Origin of the sequence: Halobacillus karajensis (genome assembly GCF_900108515.1) — a bacterium.
In the GTDB taxonomy this organism is placed as follows: Bacteria; Bacillota; Bacilli; order Bacillales; family Halobacillaceae; genus Halobacillus; species Halobacillus karajensis.
Window position 1 is genome coordinate 285,965 of the sequence record NZ_FNWW01000001.1, and the last position, 21,512, is coordinate 307,476.

Below are 21,512 nucleotides of genomic sequence, written 5' to 3' on the forward strand. Positions count from 1 at the left end.
TTAAACTGCGGATGAACCTCTGGTTTGCAGAGATTGAACAGTCTTACAGTTAGGTTATTCATTTTTATACTTACTGTCATTGCAACCGGATATTGAAAGGGGCAGCCTTCCTATAAGGTTGCTTTCTAATTCCATCTTATAACTATTTAAATTTTCTGTCAACAACTGCAATGAACTTTTTAACTTTCCTCAGGTCACACAGAAATGGGATGACTTAAGAGGGAATATAATGGATCATGAGCCGCCTAGGAAGATGGCTCCATAGATGAGTGAACCTAATATCATAAAGGCAGGGTGAACTTTCACTTTTTCTAACAAAAGAAAGCTGGCAGCGATTAGAAAACTCATCTGAAAGATGCCACTTGTTTCATAAGAGGTTTTAAAAAATTGAAAGGCCATGAGACCGAGTAATACGGCGATCGCTGGTCGAATTAAGTTAGTCATTTTTTTGACTTTCGGTGAATGTTTGAATTTTGACAGCAGACTCAATAATAGAATCATAAGAATTAATGAGGGAGCAACAGTTGCAAAGACACCAACCACAGCTCCTAAGACACCTGCTTGCTGATACCCGATAAACCCTGCCATTTTAGTTGCAATCGGGCCGGGAAGTGTGTTTGCCATCGCTAGCATTTCACTGAACTCTGAAACAGACATCCACCCAAATCGATCGACAACCTCGTTTTCAACCAACGGGATGGAAGCTGGTCCCCCTCCGTAACCGACAATACCTGGAATGAAGAAAGCGACAAAAATTTTCCAAATCATCATGATGAATGTTCCTGACTTTTAAGAGTGGGGACTTCCTTTTGTTTTTGCGGCCGTATAAGAGCATATAATAGCAAAGCGAAAATAATGACCCCGGGATGGACACCCATCCACTCAATAAGAATGAGAGAACCTGCCCCCAGGGCAATGGTGACGATCCATCCCATATTCACCTTCGCCTTTTTGAAGAAATCATAAGTAAGTTTAGCTAGCATGACCCCGACCACAGGGACGACTGCCTGAGTCATTCCATTCACCCAAGGCTGATCTCGAAAACTATTAAGTGATGTGATCAAAACAATCATAATGACGATTGTCGGTAGAATGGTTGCTAATACGGCATTCAACATTCCTATAAGTCCTGAAACTCTGTATCCGATATACCCTGCCATTTTCGTTGCAATCGGACCTGGAAGAGAATTCCCTAAAGCAAGGACATCACTGAAGTCATCTTCACTCAACCATTTATACTTTTCGACAACCTCCTTATGGACGAGCGGAATAGAGGATGGTCCTCCTCCGTAACCGAGCATTCCTACTCTAAAAAAAGCTATAAAGAGATTCCAATGCTGCATTCGCTCATCTCCTTTCTAAATCATCTTCTTTCTTTCCATTAATAAGCAGAGATAGTCCCATCTGTACGGGACTCTGTACCCCCATATAACGTTCCTGTATTTGGATCACGCCAAATGATTTGGCCTCTCCCGAAGGCGCCTGCCTCCAACTGTACTTCAATTTTATGACCTTTTCTAGCTAAAGTCTCTGCGACATGTTTAGGGAAATGAGGCTCTACCCACACCGTTTTATCTTTTATCCATTGCCATCTAGGAGAATCCAAGGCTGCCTGAGGATGCAAGTGGTAGTCGATTGTATTCATAGCCACTTGGACATGACCTTGAGGTTGCATGAAACCTCCCATCACTCCAAAAGGCCCAACAGGTTGTTCTCCTTTTGTAAGGAAACCTGGAATGATTGTATGATAGGATCTTTTCTTTCCATCAAGAGCATTGGGGTGGCGGGGATCAAGGGAAAAATTATGGCCGCGATTTTGCAAAGCAATTCCTGTGCCTGGCACAACCAACCCTGAACCGAAGCCCATATAGTTACTTTGAATGAATGAAACCATATTCCCTTCAGCATCTGCTGTCGCTAAGTAGACTGTCCCACCTTTTGATGGCGTACCTGCTTCAGGGGTGAGTGCTTCCTCACCAATCAATCCTCTCCTTTCGGCCGCATAGGTTTCGTTCAATAATGCCTCAACACGAACATCCATGTGACTTTCCTCTGCGACGTATTTTTCTCCATCGGCGAAAGCAAGTTTCATCGCTTCGATTTGTTTATGATACGTATCGGCCGATTCTTTTTCCTGAAGTTCGAATTCCCTGAGTATGTTAAGCGCAGATAAAGCGACGATCCCCTGGCCGTTCGGAGGGATTTCCCATACGTCATACCCTTTATAATTCACAGAAATTGGTTCCACCCATTCCGGTTTATAGTTCGCTAAGTCCTCTTTTGATATGTAACCGCCATATTGCTTGGAAAATTGATCCATTTGCTCTGCCAGTTCGCCTTTATAAAAGGCGTCCCCTTTGGTATTAGCGATTTTCCTTAAAGTGCTCGCATGGCCTCCCGATTTCCAAACTTCTCCGATTTGAGGAGCTTGGCCATTCGGTGCAAATGTATCGAACCAATGAGAAAATTCTTCCCCTTCCAATATGTCTTTGAATTTATCCGCCGCCATTGACCAGAATTTACCCAATACGGGCGAAATTGGATAGCCCTCTTCTGCGTATCGGATGGCCGGGGCCAACAGATTCTTGAATGGGAGCTTTCCGAAGCGGTTTGATAGTTCTACCCAGCTCCCAGGCGCCCCTGGGACCGTCACTGGAACAAAACCATATTTCGGGATTTCCTTATAACCTCGCTTTTTTAAATCCTCAATGGAGATAGAGGAAGGAGAATGCCCGCTTCCATTCAATCCATAAAGTTTGTCCTTCACCCAAACCAAAGCAAACGCATCTCCTCCGATGCCGTTGGATGTTGGCTCGACAACGGTCAGAGTGGCTGCCGTCGCGATGGCCGCATCAATGGCATTCCCTCCCTGCTGCAAAATCGCTAGTCCTGCCTGGGAGGCTAACGGTTGAGAGGTTGCGACCATTCCATTACGTGCGATTGTCGTATGTCTGGGAGTCTGATATGGATTGTAAAGATTGTCTAAGTGCTTCATTATCTTGCTCCTTTCTGTTACACATTCACATTTTCAACACCGAAAACACGAGTTTAGCAGATTTCGGTCTATTTATACTTCATGACAGGCAACGTAATGCCCCTCTTTGACTTCTCTCCACTCTGGCCGCTCTTGACGGCACTGTTCATGCGCGAGTGGACAACGTGTATGAAAAGGGCATCCACTCGGATAATTGGCGGCATTCGGCAGCTCTCCTTTTAAACGAATACGGTCTTTCTTCCTACCTACTACTGGCCTTGGAATAGCAGATAAAAGTGCACGCGTATATGGATGTAACGGATTTGAAAAAAGACGATCGGATGGAGCTAGTTCAGCGGTAGCTCCTAAATACATGACCAGCACACGATCTGAAATATGTTTGACAACCCCTAAATCGTGAGAAATAAACAAGTACGTTAGCTGATGAGATTTTTGAAGCTGTTTAAGGAGCTGGATGATTTGTGCCTGCACTGACACATCAAGCGCCGATACAGCTTCATCGCACACAATCAAGGAAGGGTTTAAAGAAATGGCCCTTGCTATACCGATCCGCTGTCTCTGCCCACCACTAAATTCATGAGGATATCTTTCAGCATGTTCCTCTTTTAACCCCACTTCAACTAAGAGATTTTTAACCCTTTCCTTTCTGTCCTTTTTATTCAGTTTCGTATGAATAATAAACGCTTCCTCCAGGGCATCGCCAATACGTTGCCTTGGATTTAAAGAGGCATAGGGATCTTGAAAAATCATTTGCATTTCTTTTTTATATGTTTTCAATTGATTTTCAGATAAACCTCCGATTTCTTCACCACGAAACTTGATCGAACCATCCGTCAAACTTTCCAGACCAAGAATCGTCCTACCAAATGTAGATTTCCCACACCCAGACTCCCCTACAACACCTAGAGTCTCCCCTTCCAAGACATCTACAGAGACGTTCTCAACGGCTTGAACATTAGAAATCGTTCGCTTTAAGAAGCTGCTTTTGATCGGGAAATACTTTTTCACCTGGTCCACTTCAAGAATAGGCTTTGTGTTGGTACTCATGTGAATCCACCTCCTCATGTAACCAGCATTTGGATTGGTGTTTATCAGAAATTCGAAAGTGCGGTGGAGCATCTACTTTGCACTTGTCCATAGCAAATGGACACCTCGGATGAAAACGGCACCCTGTGATTTTTTCATTCAAATTGGGAAGGGACCCAGGAATAGCTTCCAAACGATGGCCCTCATCATCAACATTCGGAACGGAAGCTAAAAGGCCTTTTGTGTAGGGGTGCTGTGGTCTTTTAAAAATCTCCTCCACCTTCCCTGTTTCTACAACATGGCCTGCATACATCACCATGACACGATCAGCGACCTCAGCTACCACTCCCATGTCATGGGTAACCATCATAACCCCCATCCCCAAATCATCTTTTAAATCGTCCATCAAATCTAAGATTTGTGCTTGAATCGTGACATCGAGAGCCGTTGTAGGTTCATCTGCTATTAATAAGGAAGGGTTACAAGCCAAAGCAATGGCGATCATCACCCGTTGTCTCATTCCCCCACTCAATTCATGAGGATATTTTTTTAATACCTTTTCTGGGTTGGATAACCCAACTTGGCTTAAAAGTTCAATCGCACGAATTTTCTTTTCCTTTTTTCCTAATTTTGTATGCAAGTTCAAAGGTTCCTTAATTTGATACCCTACGGTAAATACAGGGTTCAAAGCAGTCATCGGTTCCTGAAATATCATTGAAATATCATTCCCCCGATGCTTTCTCATCTGATCATCACTTTTCTTAGTGAGCTCCTCACCTTGAAAGTAAATCGAACCTTCCGTGATTTCTCCATTATCAGGAAGCAAACCCATCACAGATAATGTTGTGATACTTTTCCCACATCCCGATTCACCAACGATACATAAAGTCTCTCCTTTATTAACAGAAAAGGAAACTCCCCGCACAGCTGGGAGTTTTCCATCAGCCGTGCGGAAAGAGGTGACCAAGTTATTGACGTCTAATAGAGTTTCCATCCTACACCTACTCTCTGCTTACATTATAAAGGGACCATTGCCCCGTCGGATCAAGCTCTAACCCTTTGACAGACTTATCAATAGCAGCCGTAACTACACCATGGTGCATGGGTACCCAGACACCATCATTGGCAGCCATGACATTAGCTTCGTGAAGTTTTTCTTGACGTTCTGCTTGATCGACAGTTACACGAGATTCGTTCACAAGTTGATCGAACTCACTGTTGTCATAAGCCATGCGGTTCGACGATCCGATATTATCTGAGTGTAGATTCGGGTATAGCAATTCACTGCCGTCTGCCGTACTATTGGACCAGCCTAAGAAGGTCATTTCAAAGTTACCTTCCGCTGTTGTATCCAAAAATGTTCCCCACTCCATTGTTTCAATGCTCACCTTAAGACCCGCGTCTGACAGTTGGGCTTGGACAATTTCTGCCATCTTCATATACATATCCCGGTTTGCTGACAGCAATGTAATTTCTTGTCCTTCATAACCATTTTCTTCAATAAGCTGCTTCGCTTTTTCCGGATCGTATTTATAACCTTCTTCTGATGCGGATTCATCATAACCGAACACTTTTGGTCCAATGATACTGTTATTTTGGACACCCAATCCCTTCAATTGCTGCACATAAGCTTCACGGTTTACCGCATGGGACACAGCTTTGCGGAAGTTGATATCATTGAAAGGTTCTTTATTCATATTGAAACCTAAGTAATAAACCGGTGTACCTTCTTTTTGCTGAATCTCTACATTATCCATTGATTCTAGACGTGGAAGCTGATCTGTTGGAATGGCATCGATAAATTGCACTTCCCCTGTTTGAAGCATAGATACTGCTGTAGAGTACTCTGGGACAACCTTCATTGTGACATTTTCTAACTGGGGGGCTCCTTGCCAATAATCCTCATTTTTTGAAAGAGAGACATGATCTCCTTGCACCCATTCTTCAAAAACGAAGGGTCCAGTTCCGACCGGGTTTTGGTTTAAATTCCCAGATTTATCTGCTTCCGGACTAACGATTGAAGCATTCGTGTGTGAGAGTGCTGCTAAAAGCGGGCCATAAGGTTCATCCGTTTTTAATACAACTGTGTACTCATCTTGTACTTCAATAGACTCTATCGCTTCTAACAAAGATGCACGAGGAGCGGCCCTTTCCTCACTTTTAAACTCTTCAAAAGTATATTTGACAGCTTCTGCATTAAAAGGTGTTCCATCATGGAATGTAATATCTTCTCTCAATTTAATTACCCATGTAAGGTCATCTGGGTTTTCATAAGACTCTGCTAGAAGTGGTTTAATTTCCATTGTTTCAGGGTCACGCACAAAAAGGGTTTCATATACTTGCTCAATCACGGCGGAAGAAACAGAATCATTGGTATCGATCGGCGAAAGACCTACCACATCAGAAGTTGTTGCATAGGTAAGGTCTTGAGGGACGTCAGCATTTGATCCGCTATCCCCATTTTCTGAACTCGTTCCCGATTCATCGCTACACCCAAGCAAAGTCACCATGACTAAAACAAAAACCAACAAACATAACCAACGAAATTTTCTCACTGTCATTCCTCCTATTTTATTGATCGAGGTCCATATTTGGATCAAGTGCATCCCTCAAACCATCTCCAACAACATTAAAAGCAAAAACTACCAACATAATAGCAATCCCTGGTACGATCGTTAGGTGTGGGGATGTAAACATAAAATCCTGACCTGCTGCAATCATGGCTCCCCATTCCGCTGTGGGCGGCTGAGCACCTAAACCTAAGAAACTCAAAGCAGCAGTTGATAGGATCGCGGTCGCCATACGCATGGTAGCAAAGACTATGATAGGCGCTGTACAATTCGGCAAGACATGTTTGACCAGAATACGGAAGTTACTGGCTCCTAAAGATTTCATCGCCAGGATGTACTCTTGCTTTTTGATCGAAAGTACACTCCCTCTGACAATTCTGGCACAGGTCGGGATCGACCATATACTAATTGCAATCACTACATTGACCAAGCTAGTGCCAAGCATGGCAATAATCAACATCGCTAACAAGATTCCAGGAAAAGCGAATAGTAAATCTACGAATCTCATAATGATTCCATCAAGTTTCTTAAAATAACCGGATACCAATCCAAGAGCGATTCCCCCTAAAAGACCTAGTCCGACAGATCCAATTCCGACTAATAAGGAAATCCGTGCTCCGAATACAATTCTCGACCAAACATCCCTTCCATAATTATCTGTCCCTAACCAATGGCCATCGGATCCAATCCCCAATTCAGCATTTGTCAAATCCTGTTTTATAGGATCATATGTAGCAAACAAAGGGGCAAATACAGCCAGGATTACCTGTATGATAATAATGATTAAACCAAATACAGCAAGTTTATTTTTCAATAATCGTTTGGCAGTTTTTACAATCATTTTCTCTTTCTTGCTCTCTTTCTTATTTGCATAAACTTGTTCACTTGTTAAAGTATTTGAGTCCGCCAATCTTCTCCCTCCTCTCATTAGTCATAACTGATTCTCGGATCAATGAAAGCATAGATAATATCAACTAACAGATTGACGATCACAAATAGGGTTGCGACTAAGAGAACCGTCCCTTGTACAACCGGAAAGTCTCTGGCAGCTATTGCGTCAATCATCAGCCTGCCAACACCATTGATTGCAAAGACTTGCTCTGTAATGATTGTGCCTCCTAATAAAAAACCAAAATTCAATCCAATAACTGTAATGACGGGAATCATGGCATTTCTTAAGGCATGAACCCAAACCACTACATTTTTCCTCACTCCTTTTGCCCTCGCTGTCCTTATATAATCAGCACGTATGACTTCTAACATGGCGGATCGACTCATTCTTGCAATCATGGCGGCCGAAGCGGTCCCAAGTGTTATTGCTGGAAGAATCAATTGCTTCATCCCTTCAATTGTCCAAAAAGGTGCGTTTAGTCCTCCTACTGGTAACCACTGGAGTTCAACAGAGAAGATAAGGATCAACATAGCCCCTAACCAAAAGTTCGGAATAGAAATTCCTGCTAAAGCAATGGTCGTACTGGAAACATCAAACCAAGAGTTTTGTTTAATGGCGGAAATGATACCAGCCGGTACTCCGATCAGAACAGCCACAACCATGCTTGCAATTGCCAAATTCAATGTTTGTGGAAAGCGTGTGGCAATCGATTCAGAAACGGATTGATTATTTTGGAAGGAGTAACCGAGATCTCCTTGCACGACCCCTCTTATGTAATCCAAATATTGGACCAATATAGGGTTATTCAACCCCAATTCTGCTCTGATGGCATCAAGATCTGACTCTGTCGCTGTCGGACCTCCAATAATTGTTGCTGGATCTCCAGGGGCCAAGTGCATACTCATAAACACAAGGAATGAAATTCCAAATAGTAAGAAGACCAACTGTAATAATCGTTTTCCAATTAAACCAAGCATGCCATACCTCCTAAATCACTATATCATTTGAAAGCAATTAACCTAAATTAACTTCCATAAAAGTCATACAATAAAATCTTAAATTTCGAAAGTTAATTAAAAAATAATATTGGGTTAACAAACGTTTTCTGTTGTAGTTGAGTATAATTCAATATTCAGAAAATTAAAACCCTAAATGACTAAAAAATCTAAATTTTCTACAAAATGATTTTCCTATGTTTGAAAGGGGACTATTTTAGTGATAAGATTTTTAAAGCTGATTAGCTTTATTGAAAAAGTGAGGTGGTTATAAGATGCAAGAAAATTCTTCTTTGAAGATTGATAGCGTGGATAAAAAAATCTTAGAATTACTGATTGAGGATGGCCGCCTTTCCTATACAGACATAGGAAAAACATTGGGCTTATCCCGAGTAGCTGTTCGATCCCGCGTCAACCAACTGATCGATTGTGGCATCATTGAAAAATTCACAGCCGTAGTAAATAGTGAAAAAGTCGGCAAACAAGTCTCCGCCTTTTTCGAAGTCGACTGTGAGCCCCGTTCACTTGTTGAAGTGGCAGAGAACCTCGCCAACAACCCATACGTAGCAAGCTGTTACCAAATGACAGGACCGAGCACATTACATATGCATGTCCTTGTCGAAGACTTCAAAGAACTTGAATCATTTATCAATAAAGAGTTGTATGCATTAGAAGGAATTACTCGCGTAGAAAGTCATACCTTATTACGCAGGTTTAAGAGCAGGAGCGGTTTGAAACTATGAAAGGGCAAGTTTCCCGTTTATGGGGAACTTGCCCTTTCCTTGTTTCTCCAACCATTGGATAGAATAAAAAGGACTAGGAGTGGTTACTCTTTTTCATAACCTAAAACTAATCGGCTAACTGTAACATAACCTTCAAAAAAGTGTGTGGACTCCGTATAGAGCCCACACCCTTACTCATTCATCCCGAATCAATTTAAATGTGCCAATCCCCTTGGCTATCATGTCCCCCGCTTGATCATACAATTCTCCCTCGGCGGTCACGATACGGTACCCTTGTTTCAAAATTCTTCCTTCCGCTTGAATCTCTCCTCCACTAGCAGGAGCAAGATAGTTAATATTCAAATTCATCGTTGTACAACGAGTTTTCGTAGTTGAACGAATCGCCATACCTAAAATCAAATCAATCATGGTGGCGTGAACGCCACCATGGAGGGTACCGTTTACGTTGTAAAGCTTCTCATGGATGGGGAGCTTAAGGCGTACATCTCCTTCTTCAAATTGAACAATTTCAAATCCAATATGAGAGAAAAAAGGGCTCGCTTCAAAGCTTTCTCGTACTTCATCCATCGTTTTCGTCACTTCAACACCCCTTCCCTCATTTCCCCTGGAAAACGGCAGATCTTTTCTCGAGAAATGCCTTTGTTCCCTCGTTCTTATCCTCTGAGTTAAACAAAATCGCTTGCGAAAGTTTCTCTAACATCAGCCCTGTTTTCATATCGGTTTCCGTCCCCATATGTACGGAGAGCTTTGCTAATTGCACAGCTAACGGGCCTTTAGCGAGAATCCTCTTACTTACCTCTTCTACTTTATCCTGAAGCTCTTCCGGAGGGACGACTTCAGTGACAAGCCCGTATTGCAAAGCTTCGTCTGCATCCATGATTTTGCCAGTCAAAATCATCTCAAGCGCTTTTCCTTTTCCAATTAACCTGGCTAACCTTTGCGTCCCACCCGCTCCAGGGATGATGGATAGATTCAGTTCAGGGAGTCCTAATTTCGCGTTCGTTGAAGCCATGCGGATATCACAAGCCATCGCTAACTCACAGCCGCCTCCGAGCGCATAGCCATTGATCATGGCTACCGTAGGTTTTTCAAAGCTTTCAATTTTATCGTAGACTTGTTGCATGCCATCTGGTTGTAAGGCATCGACTGCTGACTTCTCCTTCAGTTGGTTGATATCTGCCCCTGCGGCAAAGGATTTCTCCCCTTTGCCTGTAAACACGACCAAACCAACTTCTGGATCCCCTGCCGCGCGACCCATTGCATAGACAATCTCATCCAATGTTTCTTTATTAAGCGCGTTACGGACTTCTGGACGGTTGATGGTAACGATAGCAAGCTTGTCTTTCTTCACATATTCTACATTTTGTAAGATCATACCGTTCTTCCTTTCTCATCGGAATGTCTAGATAACACTTTGAATGTACCGATTCCTTTGGCTACTACTTTCTCCTCACCATTTAAAACCATTCCTTCTCCTACGATCACCTTTCCGCTTCTATTGATAATCGAGGCATGAGCCGAGTAGGAGCCACTATTAGTGAAATCAAAATAATTCATGTTCAAGTTCACCGTACTCGTAGGTAATTGTAATGTTTCTCCGATCGTAGACCCGATCACAATGTCTAACATACTTGAGAACAAGCCGGAGGGGACCGTTCCTTCTTCGGATACGACCTCTGGTTTCACCTTGAGATTAAGAATGACACATCCATTCTTGTCTAAATATTTATGAAAACCCACATGTTCAAAAAAAGATGAATAGTCTCTCAAAATTCCGCCTCCTCCTCGGGCAGCACCTAAACTTTTTCCACCATGAGGGCCATGCCCTGGCCACCGCCTGCACATAGAGTAGCCATTCCAAGTTCCTCATCTCTTCGCTTCATCTCATGCAAAAGCGTGGTTACTATTCTAGCGCCACTTGCCCCGACCGGATGTCCCAGAGCGATGGCTCCTCCATTGACATTCACTTTCTCTTCATCTAGTTCGAGTTCTCGTATAACGGCTAATGATTGAGAGGCGAATGCTTCATTTAACTCCACCAAACCAAGGTCACTCACCGTTTTGCCTGTTTTCCGCAACAGCTTTTCAACAGCAGGGACAGGACCAATTCCCATCAATTCCGGGGATACTCCCGCTGTAGCCCAATCTACAATTCTTGCCATCGGTGTCAAACCTAATGCTTCCGCTTTCGATGCACGCATTAGAACGAGAGCTGTGGCCCCATCATTACGTCCACAAGCATTCCCTGCTGTCACCGTGCCATTCTCTTTGAAAGCAGGCCGCAAACTCGAGAGTTTTTCTAACGACGTATTCGGACGAGGATGCTCATCTGTACCAAAGATAATGGTCGATTTTCTATCTTTTACTTGGATGGGTACGATTTCATCTTTAAAACGCCCGGCCTCAATCGCTTGAGCTGCTCTTGTTTGGCTTTCTATGGCAAAGGCGTCTTGGTCCTCTCTCGAAATACCGTATCGTTCCGCTACATTCTCCGCAGTGATGCCCATCCCTAAATGATTTCCGTAAATCTCTTTCGGCTGCTGACCAGCTTCCGTATTGGAATCCACGAGTTCTGTTTTGTCCCCGCCAAAGCGAGAGTTTCGTAGATAAATAGGGGAACGGCTCATACTTTCTGTTCCACCTGCAACGATGATTTCTGCTTGCTCAAAGCTAATTTGCTGGACAGCTGAAGCAATGGTTTGCATGCCAGAAGCGCACAAGCGATTAATAGTATAAGCAGGAGAGGATTCCGGGATACCTGCTCGTAAGGAAGCTACCCTAGCCACATTGGAAGATTCCGTGGTTTGACGGACTTCCCCCATAATAACCTCATCCACTTTCTCTGGTGATAAACCCGCTCGATTTATCGCCTCTTGAATAGCAACAGCAGCTAAATGTCCGGACGATTCGTTTTTCAATGAGCCCCCATAACGACCGATAGGAGTTCTGACGGCACTGACAATCACGATTTCTTCACTCATAGACATCCTCCTTATAGGGCATATTCTTTTTTCAACTGACTCGATATAATATTTTTCTGTATTTCGGAAGTCCCTTCATAAATTCTCGTAATCCGAGCATCTCGGAAGAACCGTTCAATAGGATAATCAGAAATGTATCCGATTCCCCCATGGACTTGGACCGCTTTATCTGCCACACGATTATAGACTTCTGATCCATAGAGCTTCAGCATGGCAGCTTCCTTAATGACTTTTTGTCCTTGATCGACCATCCAGGCAATCCTGTATGTGAAAGAGCGAAGGGCTTCTGTTTCCACCGCCATTTCTGCTACCATATGTGCGACAGCCTGATGATCAATGATGGGAACACCAAATTGCTCACGCTCTTGGGTGTATTGCATAGATAGATCAAGCAGCTTCTGACAGGACCCCAAGTTTCTTGCAGCCAACCCAGCTCTTCCATTGGCTAGTATTTTCAACGCATTTACATATCCTTGTCCTTCTTCTCCGAGTACATTTTCTTCTGGGACTTCACAATCCTCCAGGATGATTTCAGCTGAATGGGAGCCATGTAATCCCATCTTCGGCTCAAGCGCACCAACTTGGAATCCAGGAAAATCCTTCTCTACAATAAAAGAAGTAATCCCTTTTGCACCTTTACTTGGATCCGTAACAGCCATAACGGTAAAAACATCCGCTTCCGTTGCATTTGTGATGTAATGCTTCGTTCCATTGAGGATGTACTTATCCCCTTTTTTCGCAGCCATTGTCTTCAAATTGGTGGCGTTCGATCCAGCACTAGGCTCCGTAAGAGCGAACGCTCCGATCGAATCGCCACTAGCTAAGGCTGGCAAATACTTTTGTTTTTGCTCCTTATTCCCAAGTTCTACAATGCCTACTGTTCCAATCCCTGTGTGAGCACCGATTAATGTAGTAAAACCATTGTGGGTGGCACCTATCTCTTCATATAGCGCACATTTGCCGACCATTCCGATCCCCAAACCACCATATTCTTCAGGGATACTCAAGCCAAACAGCCCCATTTCCTTAGATAATTCTATAATCCGTTCGGGAATTTGGTCCTCCTTTTCAATTTCCATCGCTACTGCTTCTACTTCTGTCTGGACAAAGTTGCGGACATTCTCTTTCAAAAATTGAATTTCTTCACCTAATGTAAAATCCATGCTTATCGCTCCTTCAATCTATGAATAGTGATAAAATCCTCTGCCGGTTTTCTTACCTAAATGTCCTGCCTTCACATACTTCGTTAAAATCGGGCAAGGGCGATATTTTTCTCCCAAGGTTTGGTGGAGATATTCCATGTTCTTCAACCGTGTATCTAAACCGACTAAATCGGCTAGTTCTAAAGGGCCCATCGGGTGATTCAATCCGAGATTCATAGCTTTATCAATGTCTTCCACAGAGCCGACACCCTCCATCACCATGTTCATGGCTTCATTTCCAATCAGACAATTCATCCGACTGACGGCAAAGCCAGGGAATTCATTGATTTTGACACACTCTTTTCCGATGAGCTCACCAAATTGAAAGGATAGATCAACGGTCTCCTCAGAGGTTTCTAACCCGCAGATGACTTCAATCAATCTCATCTTAGGAACCGGATTAAAAAAATGAAGCGCGATACATTTCTCTGGCCGACTCGTCTGTGCTGAAATTTCGGTTGGGCTCATCGTCGAAGTATTTGTTGCGAGAATCGAATGTTGAGGAGCATATCGATCCATCTCCTTAAAAATCTCTACTTTCAAATCCATGATTTCAGGGACTGCTTCAATGACCAGATCTGAATGGGAAACCGCTTGTTCTATCACCTGATGATAGTGGATGTTTTCCATCTTTTCGTCAGCTTCTTGACTCGATAGTTTCCCTTTTTCTACCTTTCTTTTAAATTGCTTTTCTATATAGGTTTGACAGTCTTTGATTCCTTTTTCATATTTGTCTTGGATAGAAACAGATAGGCCGGATAAGGCACATACAAAAGCAATCCCTCTTCCCATTGTTCCTGCACCAATGACACTCACCTTTTGAATCATCGATTACACACCAACCTTCATTTGCTTCACTTCTTCCACCAACGCTGGAACAATTTCAAATAAATCTCCTACTATTCCGTAGTCGGCCACATTGAAAATATGTGCCTCCGGATCTTTGTTTATGGCTACGATCATTTTCGAATTGGACATCCCAGCTAAGTGCTGGATATCCCCAGAGATTCCACACGCGATATAGAGGTCAGGGGTGACCACTTTCCCTGTCTGGCCAATTTGTAATGAATAATCACAGAACCCAGCATCACAAGCGCCCCTAGAAGCGCCAACCGTTCCACCAAGAACTTCAGCTAATTCTTCAAGTGTTTCAAATCCTTCCGCATTTTTCACTCCCCGGCCGCCGGCAACAATGATTTTCGCTTCGGATAAATCCAAGCCATTCCTTTTGTTGTCAATGGTTTCCGTGATCAATGTCCGTAAATTTTCAATTTCTATATCCACCGATTCGACCGTCCCTATCCGATATGGATCCCTTTCAAGAGGAGGAATATTATTCGGGCGAATCGTCACCATCATCAAGCCCTCCGTAATGACCTTCTTCTCAAATGCTCTTCCAGAAAAGAACGGGCGAGTAAAAACGATGACTTCCTCTTCCCTGGAAATCCCTGTTACATCAGAGACCAATCCAGCTTCCATTCTGCTTGCGACCCTTGACGCAAGTTCCTTGCCTAGAGTGGTATGGGCAAATATCAGACCATCTGGCTGTTCTTCCTCTATCACTTTAAAAAGAGCCTGAGCATACCCATCTGTCGTAGCCTTTTTGAGATTTTTATGCTCTACTGTCAGGACCCGGTCGGCTCCGTAAACAATCATCTCTTTTGGATACCTCTGGACTTCTTCTCCTATGAGTACCACGACAACTTGACCATCCCCAGCCATTTTTTTCGCTGCAGCGACCGCCTCAAATGATACGCTCCTCAGGTTCCCCGATTTTAGTTCTCCAAAGACTAACACGTCTCTCTTCACTATTCAGCCACTCCCTTACTGGAATATTTCCGCCTCATGTCGAAGAATGGCCATCAACTCTCCTACTTGCTGACGGACATCCCCTTCCAACTGTTTTCCCCTTTTCTTCGAGATGGGGAGGATGTCAACAGTTTCCGTTTTTGCCTTCACATTTTCTACATTCAACCACCGCTGTTTTTCAATCGGTTTGTTTTCAGCATCCTTGACCATAGCCAAAGGAATAGAACGTGGAGAGTTTAAACGTTCTTGTGTGGTTATAAGGAAAGGAAGAGACGATACCACCACCTCCTTATCTCCTTCAACATCGCGCTCCAGGATGGCTTTTTGTCCAGACATTTTCAAGTTAGTGACATGCGTAACAGCAGGGACCTCCAATAATTCAGCAAGTCTTGGACCCACTTGTCCAGACCCTTCGTCGCTAGTTACAGGACCAGCAAGGATGACATCCGCTTCTTTGTCGTCAAAAAAATCTGCCAATGCATGAGCAGTGGTTAGTGCATCCCCGCTTCCTTCACCTGAATCGATCCATATCGCTCGGTCGGCCCCCATGGCTAACGCCGTTCGTAAAGGCTGGGCCGCTTCCTCGCTATCCACACTGATTGCAGTGACCTCTCCTCCATAGGTTTCTTTCAATCGAATCCCTTCTTCAATGGCGTATTCATCATAGGGATTAAGCATATAAGAGGCATGGTTCTCATCGACCTTCCCGTCCGAGATGAGGAAGTTTTCTTCTGGATTCAATATACGTTTGATGAGGACATAGATTTTCATAGGGCTCCCCCCTGTTCAGCTATATTGATAAAAACCTTTTCCTGTTTTTCGTCCCAGCTCGCCCTTGTTCACTTTTTCTTCCACGATTTTCGCAGGTCGATCCGCTTCATTCCCAGATTCCTTATACCGCTGCATCCGGACAAAATAGTTCACATCAAGACCAGTCAAGTCCATTAAAGAAAAAGGACCAATGGGATGATTCAATGCTTTCGTGCATACTGTATCGATTTCTTCGTGCGTGGCATAACCATTTTCCAGTAAAAAGACAGCTTCATCCATCAACTTCCCAAGAATACGATTGGCAATGAAACCTGAAATCTCTTTTTTTAGCAGCACCGGTGTTTTGTTGATTCCTTCGACAAATCTGAAAGCTTGTTGGGCTGTCCACTCTGAGGTATGGGACCCCTGAACCACTTCCACCAGCTCCATGACCAGCGGTGGATTGAAAAAATGAAGATTGCAAACTTTTTCCTGGCGATTTGTTGCGTCGGCTATTTTAGAACTGACAATGGTCGAGCTGTTTGTGGCGAGAATGGTATGGGGAGGAGTGAGTTCGTCAAGTTGCTTAAACAGCTCCCTCTTTACGTCAAGCTTTTCAACAACAGCTTCAATCACAAGATCGGCATCACTGACAGATGCCAGAGACGTCCCCATTTCCAATCGTTCAAAGGCTTCCTCTACTTGCCGTCCGGTCAATCGTTTCTTTTCAATCCATCGTTTCATCCGTTTTTCCAGCTCTTCTCGTGCTTGTTCTAAACGCGCTTCTTCTAGGTCGTTCAAAAATACGGGGTAGCCTTCCAATGCACAAATCATGGCAATTTGCGCCCCCATAGCTCCCGCACCAATGACCGCTACTTTTCTAATAGGATTGGATTCCATCTGTTTATCCTCCTTTTTGTTTTTCCGTTTCTATGAGTTTCCTCTTCAACAGTTTTCCGACTGTATTTCTTGGGAGATCTTTGGTGATTTCAAATTGCTTTGGCACTTTATAACGCGTTAAATTACGGTAACAATGACCTTTCAATTCTTCTACGTCGATGGTGTGTCCATCTTTCGCGACGATATATGCTTTGACGATTTCTCCTTTTTCATGATTGGGAATTCCGACCACCGCTGATTCTTTTACATCCGGATGTTCATATAAAACGCTTTCAATTTCTTGTGGATAAATATTGAATCCTCCGTTAATAATCATCTCTTTCTTTCGTCCAACGATATAAAAATAGCCGTCTTCATCTGTCATGGCCAGGTCCCCTGTATACAACCAGCCATTTCTTAACGCATGACGTGTTTCCTCTTCCTTCTTCCAATACCCCTTCATCACCTGCGGACCTTTAATGATCAGCTCCCCTACGCTATTTTCAGGGAGCTCCTGATTCTCTTCATTCACAACTTTACTGTCTGTACCAGGAAGAGGGATTCCGATGCTTCCCACCTTCCTTACACCGAACGTAGGGTTTCGATGGGTAGATGGAGAAGCTTCTGTTAATCCGAATCCCTCACCTATGACAGCCCCTGTCATAGCTTCGAACTGTTTGATGATTTCTACAGGCAAAGGGGCTGATCCGCTGGAACAAAACTTCAAACAATCAAGGTTATAGGATTCTACATCCGGGTGATTGACGAAAGCATTATACATCCCCGGGACTCCTGGGAAAAAGGTGGGTCGAAACCTTTTTACTCTATCCAGCACATCTTCGACTTTGAATTTTCGGATTAAGAGAATGGTGGCCCCTATATAAATTCCTAGATTCATCGCACTTGTCATAGCATAGACATGGTAAAGAGGGGTAGCGGTCAAAACCACTTCTTTTCCCTTCTCCATCTTCTCCCCATACATGGCATGACTTTGTACAACATTGGCAACAAGATTGAAGTGGGTCAGCATAGCACCTTTCATTTTTCCAGTGGTCCCGCCCGTGTATTGGATGACAGCTACATCCTCTTTTACGGAAATAGGGATTTCTCTTTCCAATGGAGAGGCTTGGTGAATAAGATGAGTGATGGAGCGTGTCTCTCTTTCACCATCATTGGCCACAAAGATCTGCCTCAATTCACACATATCTTTCACTTGATCTACGGTAGAAAGCTGCTCCTTATCGACTACTAAAAAATTCATATCCGCATCATTAATGATTTGTAACAGTTCTCTTGCTGTATAGCGAGGGTTGATTTGGACGACGATTAATCCTAGCCGCTGCGCTGCATAATAGGCGATCATATAATCGGGGTGGTTCGAAACCATCAACCCTATCCGCTCTCCTTTTAGCAGCCCCAGGTGATCCCAGGCACCTGCAAGCTGATCCACTTTCCTTTTTAACTCCTCATAAGTAATGATTGTTTCCTCGTAGATGATCGCAGCCCGACTTCCATAACGTGCAGCCGTGTGCTCCAACAATTGATACAACGGAACTTCAGGATACGAGATTCCTTTTTTCATTTCAGGCGGGTAATATTCATACCATGTTCGATTCACTAATTGATTCAATCCCGACTCCTCCCTCAAGATATCTTGTGTGATCCTATTCTAAAGCTCCAACCTCTTCGTAGTATTTTTTCGCTCCTGGGTGCAGGGTTTCAGGGTCGATTCCATCCAAAGCTGTTTCTACAGTGAAGTTCTTTGCCCTCTCAGGTATTTGACTTTCAAATTCAGGGATGTTTTCCCAAAATAATTTAGTCATGTTATAGGCATACTCTTCCTCTAAATCGCTTCGTGCGGTCACCATCGTCACCATCGTGTAGGTAGGAATCGCCTTGTCCAGGTCTTTATAAGTGTCAGCTGGAATCTCTCCTGAAGCAATCCCGATGCCTTTCTCCTCGATACTCTCCAGTTTGTCCTCCTCGATCGGGATGACTTTGATGGGTTTCGTGATTTCAATCTCTTGTAGGGCGGGTATGAAAGGGGCTCCGCCTCCCACAAATACGTCGACATTGTTGTCCTTTAACATGGAAGCACCGTCTGAATAATTACCATAAGAAATTTCTCCACCCGCTTCTTCAATCGTTGATTCATCGATGCCATATTCCGCCATCATGTTCCAAAATGCTACCGGGCCGCCTCCTCCTTTAGGGCCAAGGAAAATATGCTTGTCCACGATATCTTCTACGGAATTAATATCTTCATGATCCTTTGTCGTAGCGATCGTTTGATAAACGGGATATAAAGCACCAATTGCTGAAACCTCACTCAACGGCTCATCAAAACCTTCCCCTCCATCGAGTGCAGAGGTGAAATCAGAAGTATAATTCAACCCAAGCTGAATATCTCCAGATTCCAGAGATTTCAAGTTGGCTGTCGACCCACCTTCTACTTGAGAAACATTCAAACTAGAAAAACCATCCATATAAACATCCAACATGACTGTAGTAATCGGATACCAACCTGACCCCATCGGACCACTGCCAATTTTCAAAAATTTCTCGGGTGCTGACGGTTTATCACCTGACCCTGAGGTCGCATCACTACCACTGCATGCAGCTAAAAGGGAAAGACTAGACAATACAACCAACAAAACGACCATGGTTCTTTTCAATGAAATCCACCTTCCTCGTGATTATCCACTCATTTGATTAGAGTTTTGCGAAACATAAGTCGAAGATCTTTTCTGCCACAAGATTAAGAAAATGACAAGTGCGAGTCCGATCAAGTCACCGACTAGACCCGGCATGACCAATAAAATGGCACTGACAAAAAGCACCACCCTCTTTACGACACCTAGAGGGCCAATAAAATAATCTTCTAAGGCACCAGCAAAGAACAAACAGCTCAAAAAGGCACTGGCTACCGCTATAACCATCCGGGTCGTATCTCCACCTTGCAGAAGCAATTCCGGATTATAGACAAACAGGAACGGGATAAAGAATCCGCCGAGTCCTATTTTCATTGCATACAAGGCGGTTTTTGTTGGATTGGAACCCGCGATTCCTGCTGTCGTATAAGCGGTGATAGCAACAGGAGGTGTCAATCCAGACAGGACACCAAAGTAGAAAACGAACATGTGGGCGGCTACCACGTTAACACCTAAATCAATCAAAGCAGGCGCCCCCAAAACAGCCAAAATAACATATGCGGAGACGGTCGGCATCCCCATCCCCATGATAATGGAGGCACCAGCAACGAGAATTAAAAGCAGAATTAATGATCCGCCGGCAACATCAATGACAAACCTCGAAAAGGTGATACCAAGGCCCGTTAAGGAAACGGCGCCAACGATAATACCGGCCGTAGCACATGCTGCAATCACGACCAATGCATTCTTTGCTCCATTTTCTAAAGCGGCTAAAATATCCAAAAGACTCATTCTTGTCGCTGTTCGAATCCAGCTTAAAACGATGGTCGCGACAATCGCGTAGAAACCGGCTTTCATAGGGCTGTAACCATAAATCATCAAACCGATAATCAGTAATATCGGCAAGAATAAATAACTTTGCTTCAACAGGACTGTTCTTAAATTTGGTAGCTTCTCTTTCGGAATTCCGGCCATTTCCAATCGCTTGGCGTGGTAATAAACGACCATCCCAGCAATGAAAAAATAGATAACCGCTGGAATTAACGCAAAAAGAGCAATTTGGATGTAGGGAATCCCGATTGTCTCAGCCATGATAAAAACCGATGCTCCCATAATCGGAGGCATGATTTGCCCGCCTTGGGAGGCGACAGCTTCTACAGCAGCTGAAAATCGTTTACTATAACCTAACTTCTTCATAAGAGGAATGGTAAAAGAACCGGTAATAGCGGCATTAGCAGCCCCATTCCCTGTAATAGTCGCTACAAGAGCACTTGATCCTACAGCAGATAAAGCAGGCCCGCCTGTTTTATTACCGAATAGGCCAAAAGCAAAATCAGTGAAAAATTGGCCGCCCCCAGACTTCATCAAAAACGATCCAAAAATCACAAACAAAATCAGCACCGTTGAACTGACATAGATCGGGGCACTGAAAACTCCCAAAGTACCATTGAACATATGATCGATCATCTTCTCATACCTGACACCAGGATGCGCAAGAGCCCCAGGGAAATACCTTCCTAAGAAGATGTAGGCTATGAAAAACACCCCGATCAAGGACATTAGAATACCATTCGTCCTTCGTGTCGCTTCTAGAACAAGAGCGATGAAAATCGTTCCAAACACAACATCCCCATGGCTTATATTTCCTTGTCGGCTCTGGATCATCTCGGCGCCTGTAATCATGTAATAAGAGGTCACTATCGTGAGCCCTACAATCAGCACATCCATCAGTCCGAATTTCTTTCCCTTTCTAAAAGGGAACAACAAGAAAATCAGCAGCAAGGCCCACAGAACGTGGACACTCCGTTGTTGCCATGATGGCAATGTACCGAACCCAGCGGTATACACATGGAAAATAGATAATCCAATGGCAAGCAGGCTGATGATCAGAATGAACAAGCGGGCCCCATTCCATTTTTTCTTCCTCTCATGCCATAGGGTTTCAATATGGGCAGGCTTTTCCTTAATGGTCGTGTCCAATTTTTTTACGTCTGTCGCTTCCATACTCATTTCTGTTCA

The 21,512-nt window shown here is 43.8% G+C and carries 21 protein-coding genes; 1 reads left to right on the plus strand and 20 read right to left on the minus strand.

The genetic code is table 11. The features are described from left to right. Nucleotides 1–234 precede the first annotated feature (234 nt). The 8 genes from BLW54_RS01370 to nikB form a co-directional block, all read right to left on the minus strand. Nucleotides 235–771 carry a chromate transporter gene (locus BLW54_RS01370; RefSeq protein WP_074733041.1) on the minus strand — a complete coding sequence of 179 codons (537 nt, stop codon included), beginning with the start codon at nt 769–771 and terminating at the stop codon, nt 235–237. Continuing rightward, the gene (locus BLW54_RS01375; protein WP_074733042.1) at nt 768–1,343 is read right to left on the minus strand and encodes a chromate transporter; all 576 of its coding nucleotides are present in this window, start codon (nt 1,341–1,343) and stop codon (nt 768–770) included. The genes BLW54_RS01370 and BLW54_RS01375 overlap by 4 nt, the downstream gene beginning before the upstream one ends. Nucleotides 1,344–1,381: 38 nt before the next feature. Beyond that, nucleotides 1,382–2,995, minus strand: coding sequence for a gamma-glutamyltransferase (gene ggt, locus BLW54_RS01380; protein ID WP_074733043.1), 1,614 nt, complete (start codon nt 2,993–2,995; stop codon nt 1,382–1,384). A 72-nt stretch (nt 2,996–3,067) separates the two neighbouring features. Then, complete coding sequence (locus BLW54_RS01385; protein ID WP_074733044.1) at nt 3,068–4,042, minus strand: ABC transporter ATP-binding protein; 975 nt, start codon at nt 4,040–4,042, stop codon at nt 3,068–3,070. Then, nucleotides 4,014–5,015, minus strand: a complete 1,002-nt coding sequence (locus BLW54_RS01390; protein WP_074733045.1) for an ABC transporter ATP-binding protein — start codon at nt 5,013–5,015, stop codon at nt 4,014–4,016. The genes BLW54_RS01385 and BLW54_RS01390 overlap by 29 nt, the downstream gene beginning before the upstream one ends. Before the next feature lie 7 nt (nt 5,016–5,022). Continuing rightward, on the minus strand, nt 5,023–6,576 hold the full coding sequence (locus BLW54_RS01395) for a glutathione ABC transporter substrate-binding protein (protein WP_074733046.1): 1,554 nt from the start codon (nt 6,574–6,576) through the stop codon (nt 5,023–5,025). Nucleotides 6,577–6,592: 16 nt separating this feature from the next. Further along, nucleotides 6,593–7,432 carry an ABC transporter permease gene (locus BLW54_RS01400; protein WP_074733357.1) on the minus strand — a complete coding sequence of 280 codons (840 nt, stop codon included), beginning with the start codon at nt 7,430–7,432 and terminating at the stop codon, nt 6,593–6,595. 86 nt (nt 7,433–7,518) lie between these two features. Next, the gene (gene nikB, locus BLW54_RS01405) at nt 7,519–8,460 is read right to left on the minus strand and encodes a nickel ABC transporter permease (protein ID WP_035506342.1); all 942 of its coding nucleotides are present in this window, start codon (nt 8,458–8,460) and stop codon (nt 7,519–7,521) included. A 311-nt stretch (nt 8,461–8,771) separates the two neighbouring features. On the opposite strand from nikB, the gene BLW54_RS01410 reads away from it, so the two are divergent. After that, complete coding sequence (locus BLW54_RS01410) at nt 8,772–9,221, plus strand: Lrp/AsnC family transcriptional regulator (protein WP_035507640.1); 450 nt, start codon at nt 8,772–8,774, stop codon at nt 9,219–9,221. A gap of 174 nt (nt 9,222–9,395) precedes the next feature. Here the strand turns inward: BLW54_RS01410 and BLW54_RS01415 are convergent, their stop codons facing one another. From BLW54_RS01415 to BLW54_RS01470, 12 genes are read right to left on the minus strand one after another with little or no spacing between them, the layout of a single operon-like run. Then, on the minus strand, nt 9,396–9,800 hold the full coding sequence (locus BLW54_RS01415; RefSeq protein WP_074733047.1) for a PaaI family thioesterase: 405 nt from the start codon (nt 9,798–9,800) through the stop codon (nt 9,396–9,398). 16 nt (nt 9,801–9,816) lie between these two features. After that, nucleotides 9,817–10,596, minus strand: a complete 780-nt coding sequence (locus BLW54_RS01420; protein ID WP_035506346.1) for an enoyl-CoA hydratase/isomerase family protein — start codon at nt 10,594–10,596, stop codon at nt 9,817–9,819. Further along, nucleotides 10,593–10,991 (minus strand): PaaI family thioesterase, encoded by a 399-nt coding sequence (locus tag BLW54_RS01425; RefSeq protein WP_074733048.1) that lies wholly within the window; start codon nt 10,989–10,991, stop codon nt 10,593–10,595. Before BLW54_RS01425 ends, BLW54_RS01420 begins: the two co-directional genes overlap by 4 nt. Nucleotides 10,992–11,017: 26 nt before the next feature. After that, the gene (locus BLW54_RS01430; protein ID WP_074733049.1) at nt 11,018–12,202 is read right to left on the minus strand and encodes a thiolase family protein; all 1,185 of its coding nucleotides are present in this window, start codon (nt 12,200–12,202) and stop codon (nt 11,018–11,020) included. A gap of 11 nt (nt 12,203–12,213) precedes the next feature. Then, nucleotides 12,214–13,365 carry an acyl-CoA dehydrogenase family protein gene (locus tag BLW54_RS01435; protein ID WP_035506351.1) on the minus strand — a complete coding sequence of 384 codons (1,152 nt, stop codon included), beginning with the start codon at nt 13,363–13,365 and terminating at the stop codon, nt 12,214–12,216. A gap of 18 nt (nt 13,366–13,383) precedes the next feature. Further along, a complete protein-coding gene (locus BLW54_RS01440; RefSeq protein WP_035507642.1) occupies nt 13,384–14,229 on the minus strand; it encodes a 3-hydroxyacyl-CoA dehydrogenase family protein in 846 nt (281 codons plus the stop codon). Nucleotides 14,230–14,235: 6 nt separating this feature from the next. Beyond that, nucleotides 14,236–15,213, minus strand: a complete 978-nt coding sequence (locus BLW54_RS01445) for an electron transfer flavoprotein subunit alpha/FixB family protein (protein WP_035506353.1) — start codon at nt 15,211–15,213, stop codon at nt 14,236–14,238. Nucleotides 15,214–15,228: 15 nt separating this feature from the next. Further along, entirely contained in the window at nt 15,229–15,984 is a 756-nt protein-coding gene (locus BLW54_RS01450; protein ID WP_074733050.1) for an electron transfer flavoprotein subunit beta/FixA family protein, read from the minus strand. 15 nt (nt 15,985–15,999) lie between these two features. Further along, nucleotides 16,000–16,863: a 3-hydroxyacyl-CoA dehydrogenase family protein gene (locus BLW54_RS01455; RefSeq protein ID WP_035506356.1), complete on the minus strand. Its 864-nt coding sequence runs from the start codon at nt 16,861–16,863 to the stop codon at nt 16,000–16,002. A 4-nt stretch (nt 16,864–16,867) separates the two neighbouring features. Beyond that, nucleotides 16,868–18,472: a long-chain-fatty-acid--CoA ligase gene (locus BLW54_RS01460; RefSeq protein WP_139254055.1), complete on the minus strand. Its 1,605-nt coding sequence runs from the start codon at nt 18,470–18,472 to the stop codon at nt 16,868–16,870. A 34-nt stretch (nt 18,473–18,506) separates the two neighbouring features. Next, on the minus strand, nt 18,507–19,517 hold the full coding sequence (locus BLW54_RS01465; RefSeq protein WP_074733051.1) for a TAXI family TRAP transporter solute-binding subunit: 1,011 nt from the start codon (nt 19,515–19,517) through the stop codon (nt 18,507–18,509). A gap of 21 nt (nt 19,518–19,538) precedes the next feature. Then, on the minus strand, nt 19,539–21,503 hold the full coding sequence (locus BLW54_RS01470) for a TRAP transporter permease (protein WP_074733052.1): 1,965 nt from the start codon (nt 21,501–21,503) through the stop codon (nt 19,539–19,541). Nucleotides 21,504–21,512: the final 9 nt, after the last annotated feature.

What these genes read in the sequence shown, in the direction of transcription:
- BLW54_RS01370 (WP_074733041.1), bottom strand. Translation starts at nt 771, where the DNA reads ATGATGATTTGGAAAATTTTTGTCGCTTTCTTCATTCCAGGTATTGTC.
- BLW54_RS01375 (WP_074733042.1), bottom strand. Translation starts at nt 1,343, where the DNA reads ATGCAGCATTGGAATCTCTTTATAGCTTTTTTTAGAGTAGGAATGCTC.
- ggt (WP_074733043.1), bottom strand. Translation starts at nt 2,995, where the DNA reads ATGAAGCACTTAGACAATCTTTACAATCCATATCAGACTCCCAGACAT.
- BLW54_RS01385 (WP_074733044.1), bottom strand. Translation starts at nt 4,042, where the DNA reads ATGAGTACCAACACAAAGCCTATTCTTGAAGTGGACCAGGTGAAAAAG.
- BLW54_RS01390 (WP_074733045.1), bottom strand. Translation starts at nt 5,015, where the DNA reads ATGGAAACTCTATTAGACGTCAATAACTTGGTCACCTCTTTCCGCACG.
- BLW54_RS01400 (WP_074733357.1), bottom strand. Translation starts at nt 7,432, where the DNA reads ATGATTGTAAAAACTGCCAAACGATTATTGAAAAATAAACTTGCTGTA.
- nikB (WP_035506342.1), bottom strand. Translation starts at nt 8,460, where the DNA reads ATGCTTGGTTTAATTGGAAAACGATTATTACAGTTGGTCTTCTTACTA.
- BLW54_RS01420 (WP_035506346.1), bottom strand. Translation starts at nt 10,596, where the DNA reads ATGATCTTACAAAATGTAGAATATGTGAAGAAAGACAAGCTTGCTATC.
- BLW54_RS01430 (WP_074733049.1), bottom strand. Translation starts at nt 12,202, where the DNA reads ATGAGTGAAGAAATCGTGATTGTCAGTGCCGTCAGAACTCCTATCGGT.
- BLW54_RS01435 (WP_035506351.1), bottom strand. Translation starts at nt 13,365, where the DNA reads ATGGATTTTACATTAGGTGAAGAAATTCAATTTTTGAAAGAGAATGTC.
- BLW54_RS01450 (WP_074733050.1), bottom strand. Translation starts at nt 15,984, where the DNA reads ATGAAAATCTATGTCCTCATCAAACGTATATTGAATCCAGAAGAAAAC.
- BLW54_RS01455 (WP_035506356.1), bottom strand. Translation starts at nt 16,863, where the DNA reads ATGGAATCCAATCCTATTAGAAAAGTAGCGGTCATTGGTGCGGGAGCT.
- BLW54_RS01470 (WP_074733052.1), bottom strand. Translation starts at nt 21,503, where the DNA reads ATGAGTATGGAAGCGACAGACGTAAAAAAATTGGACACGACCATTAAG.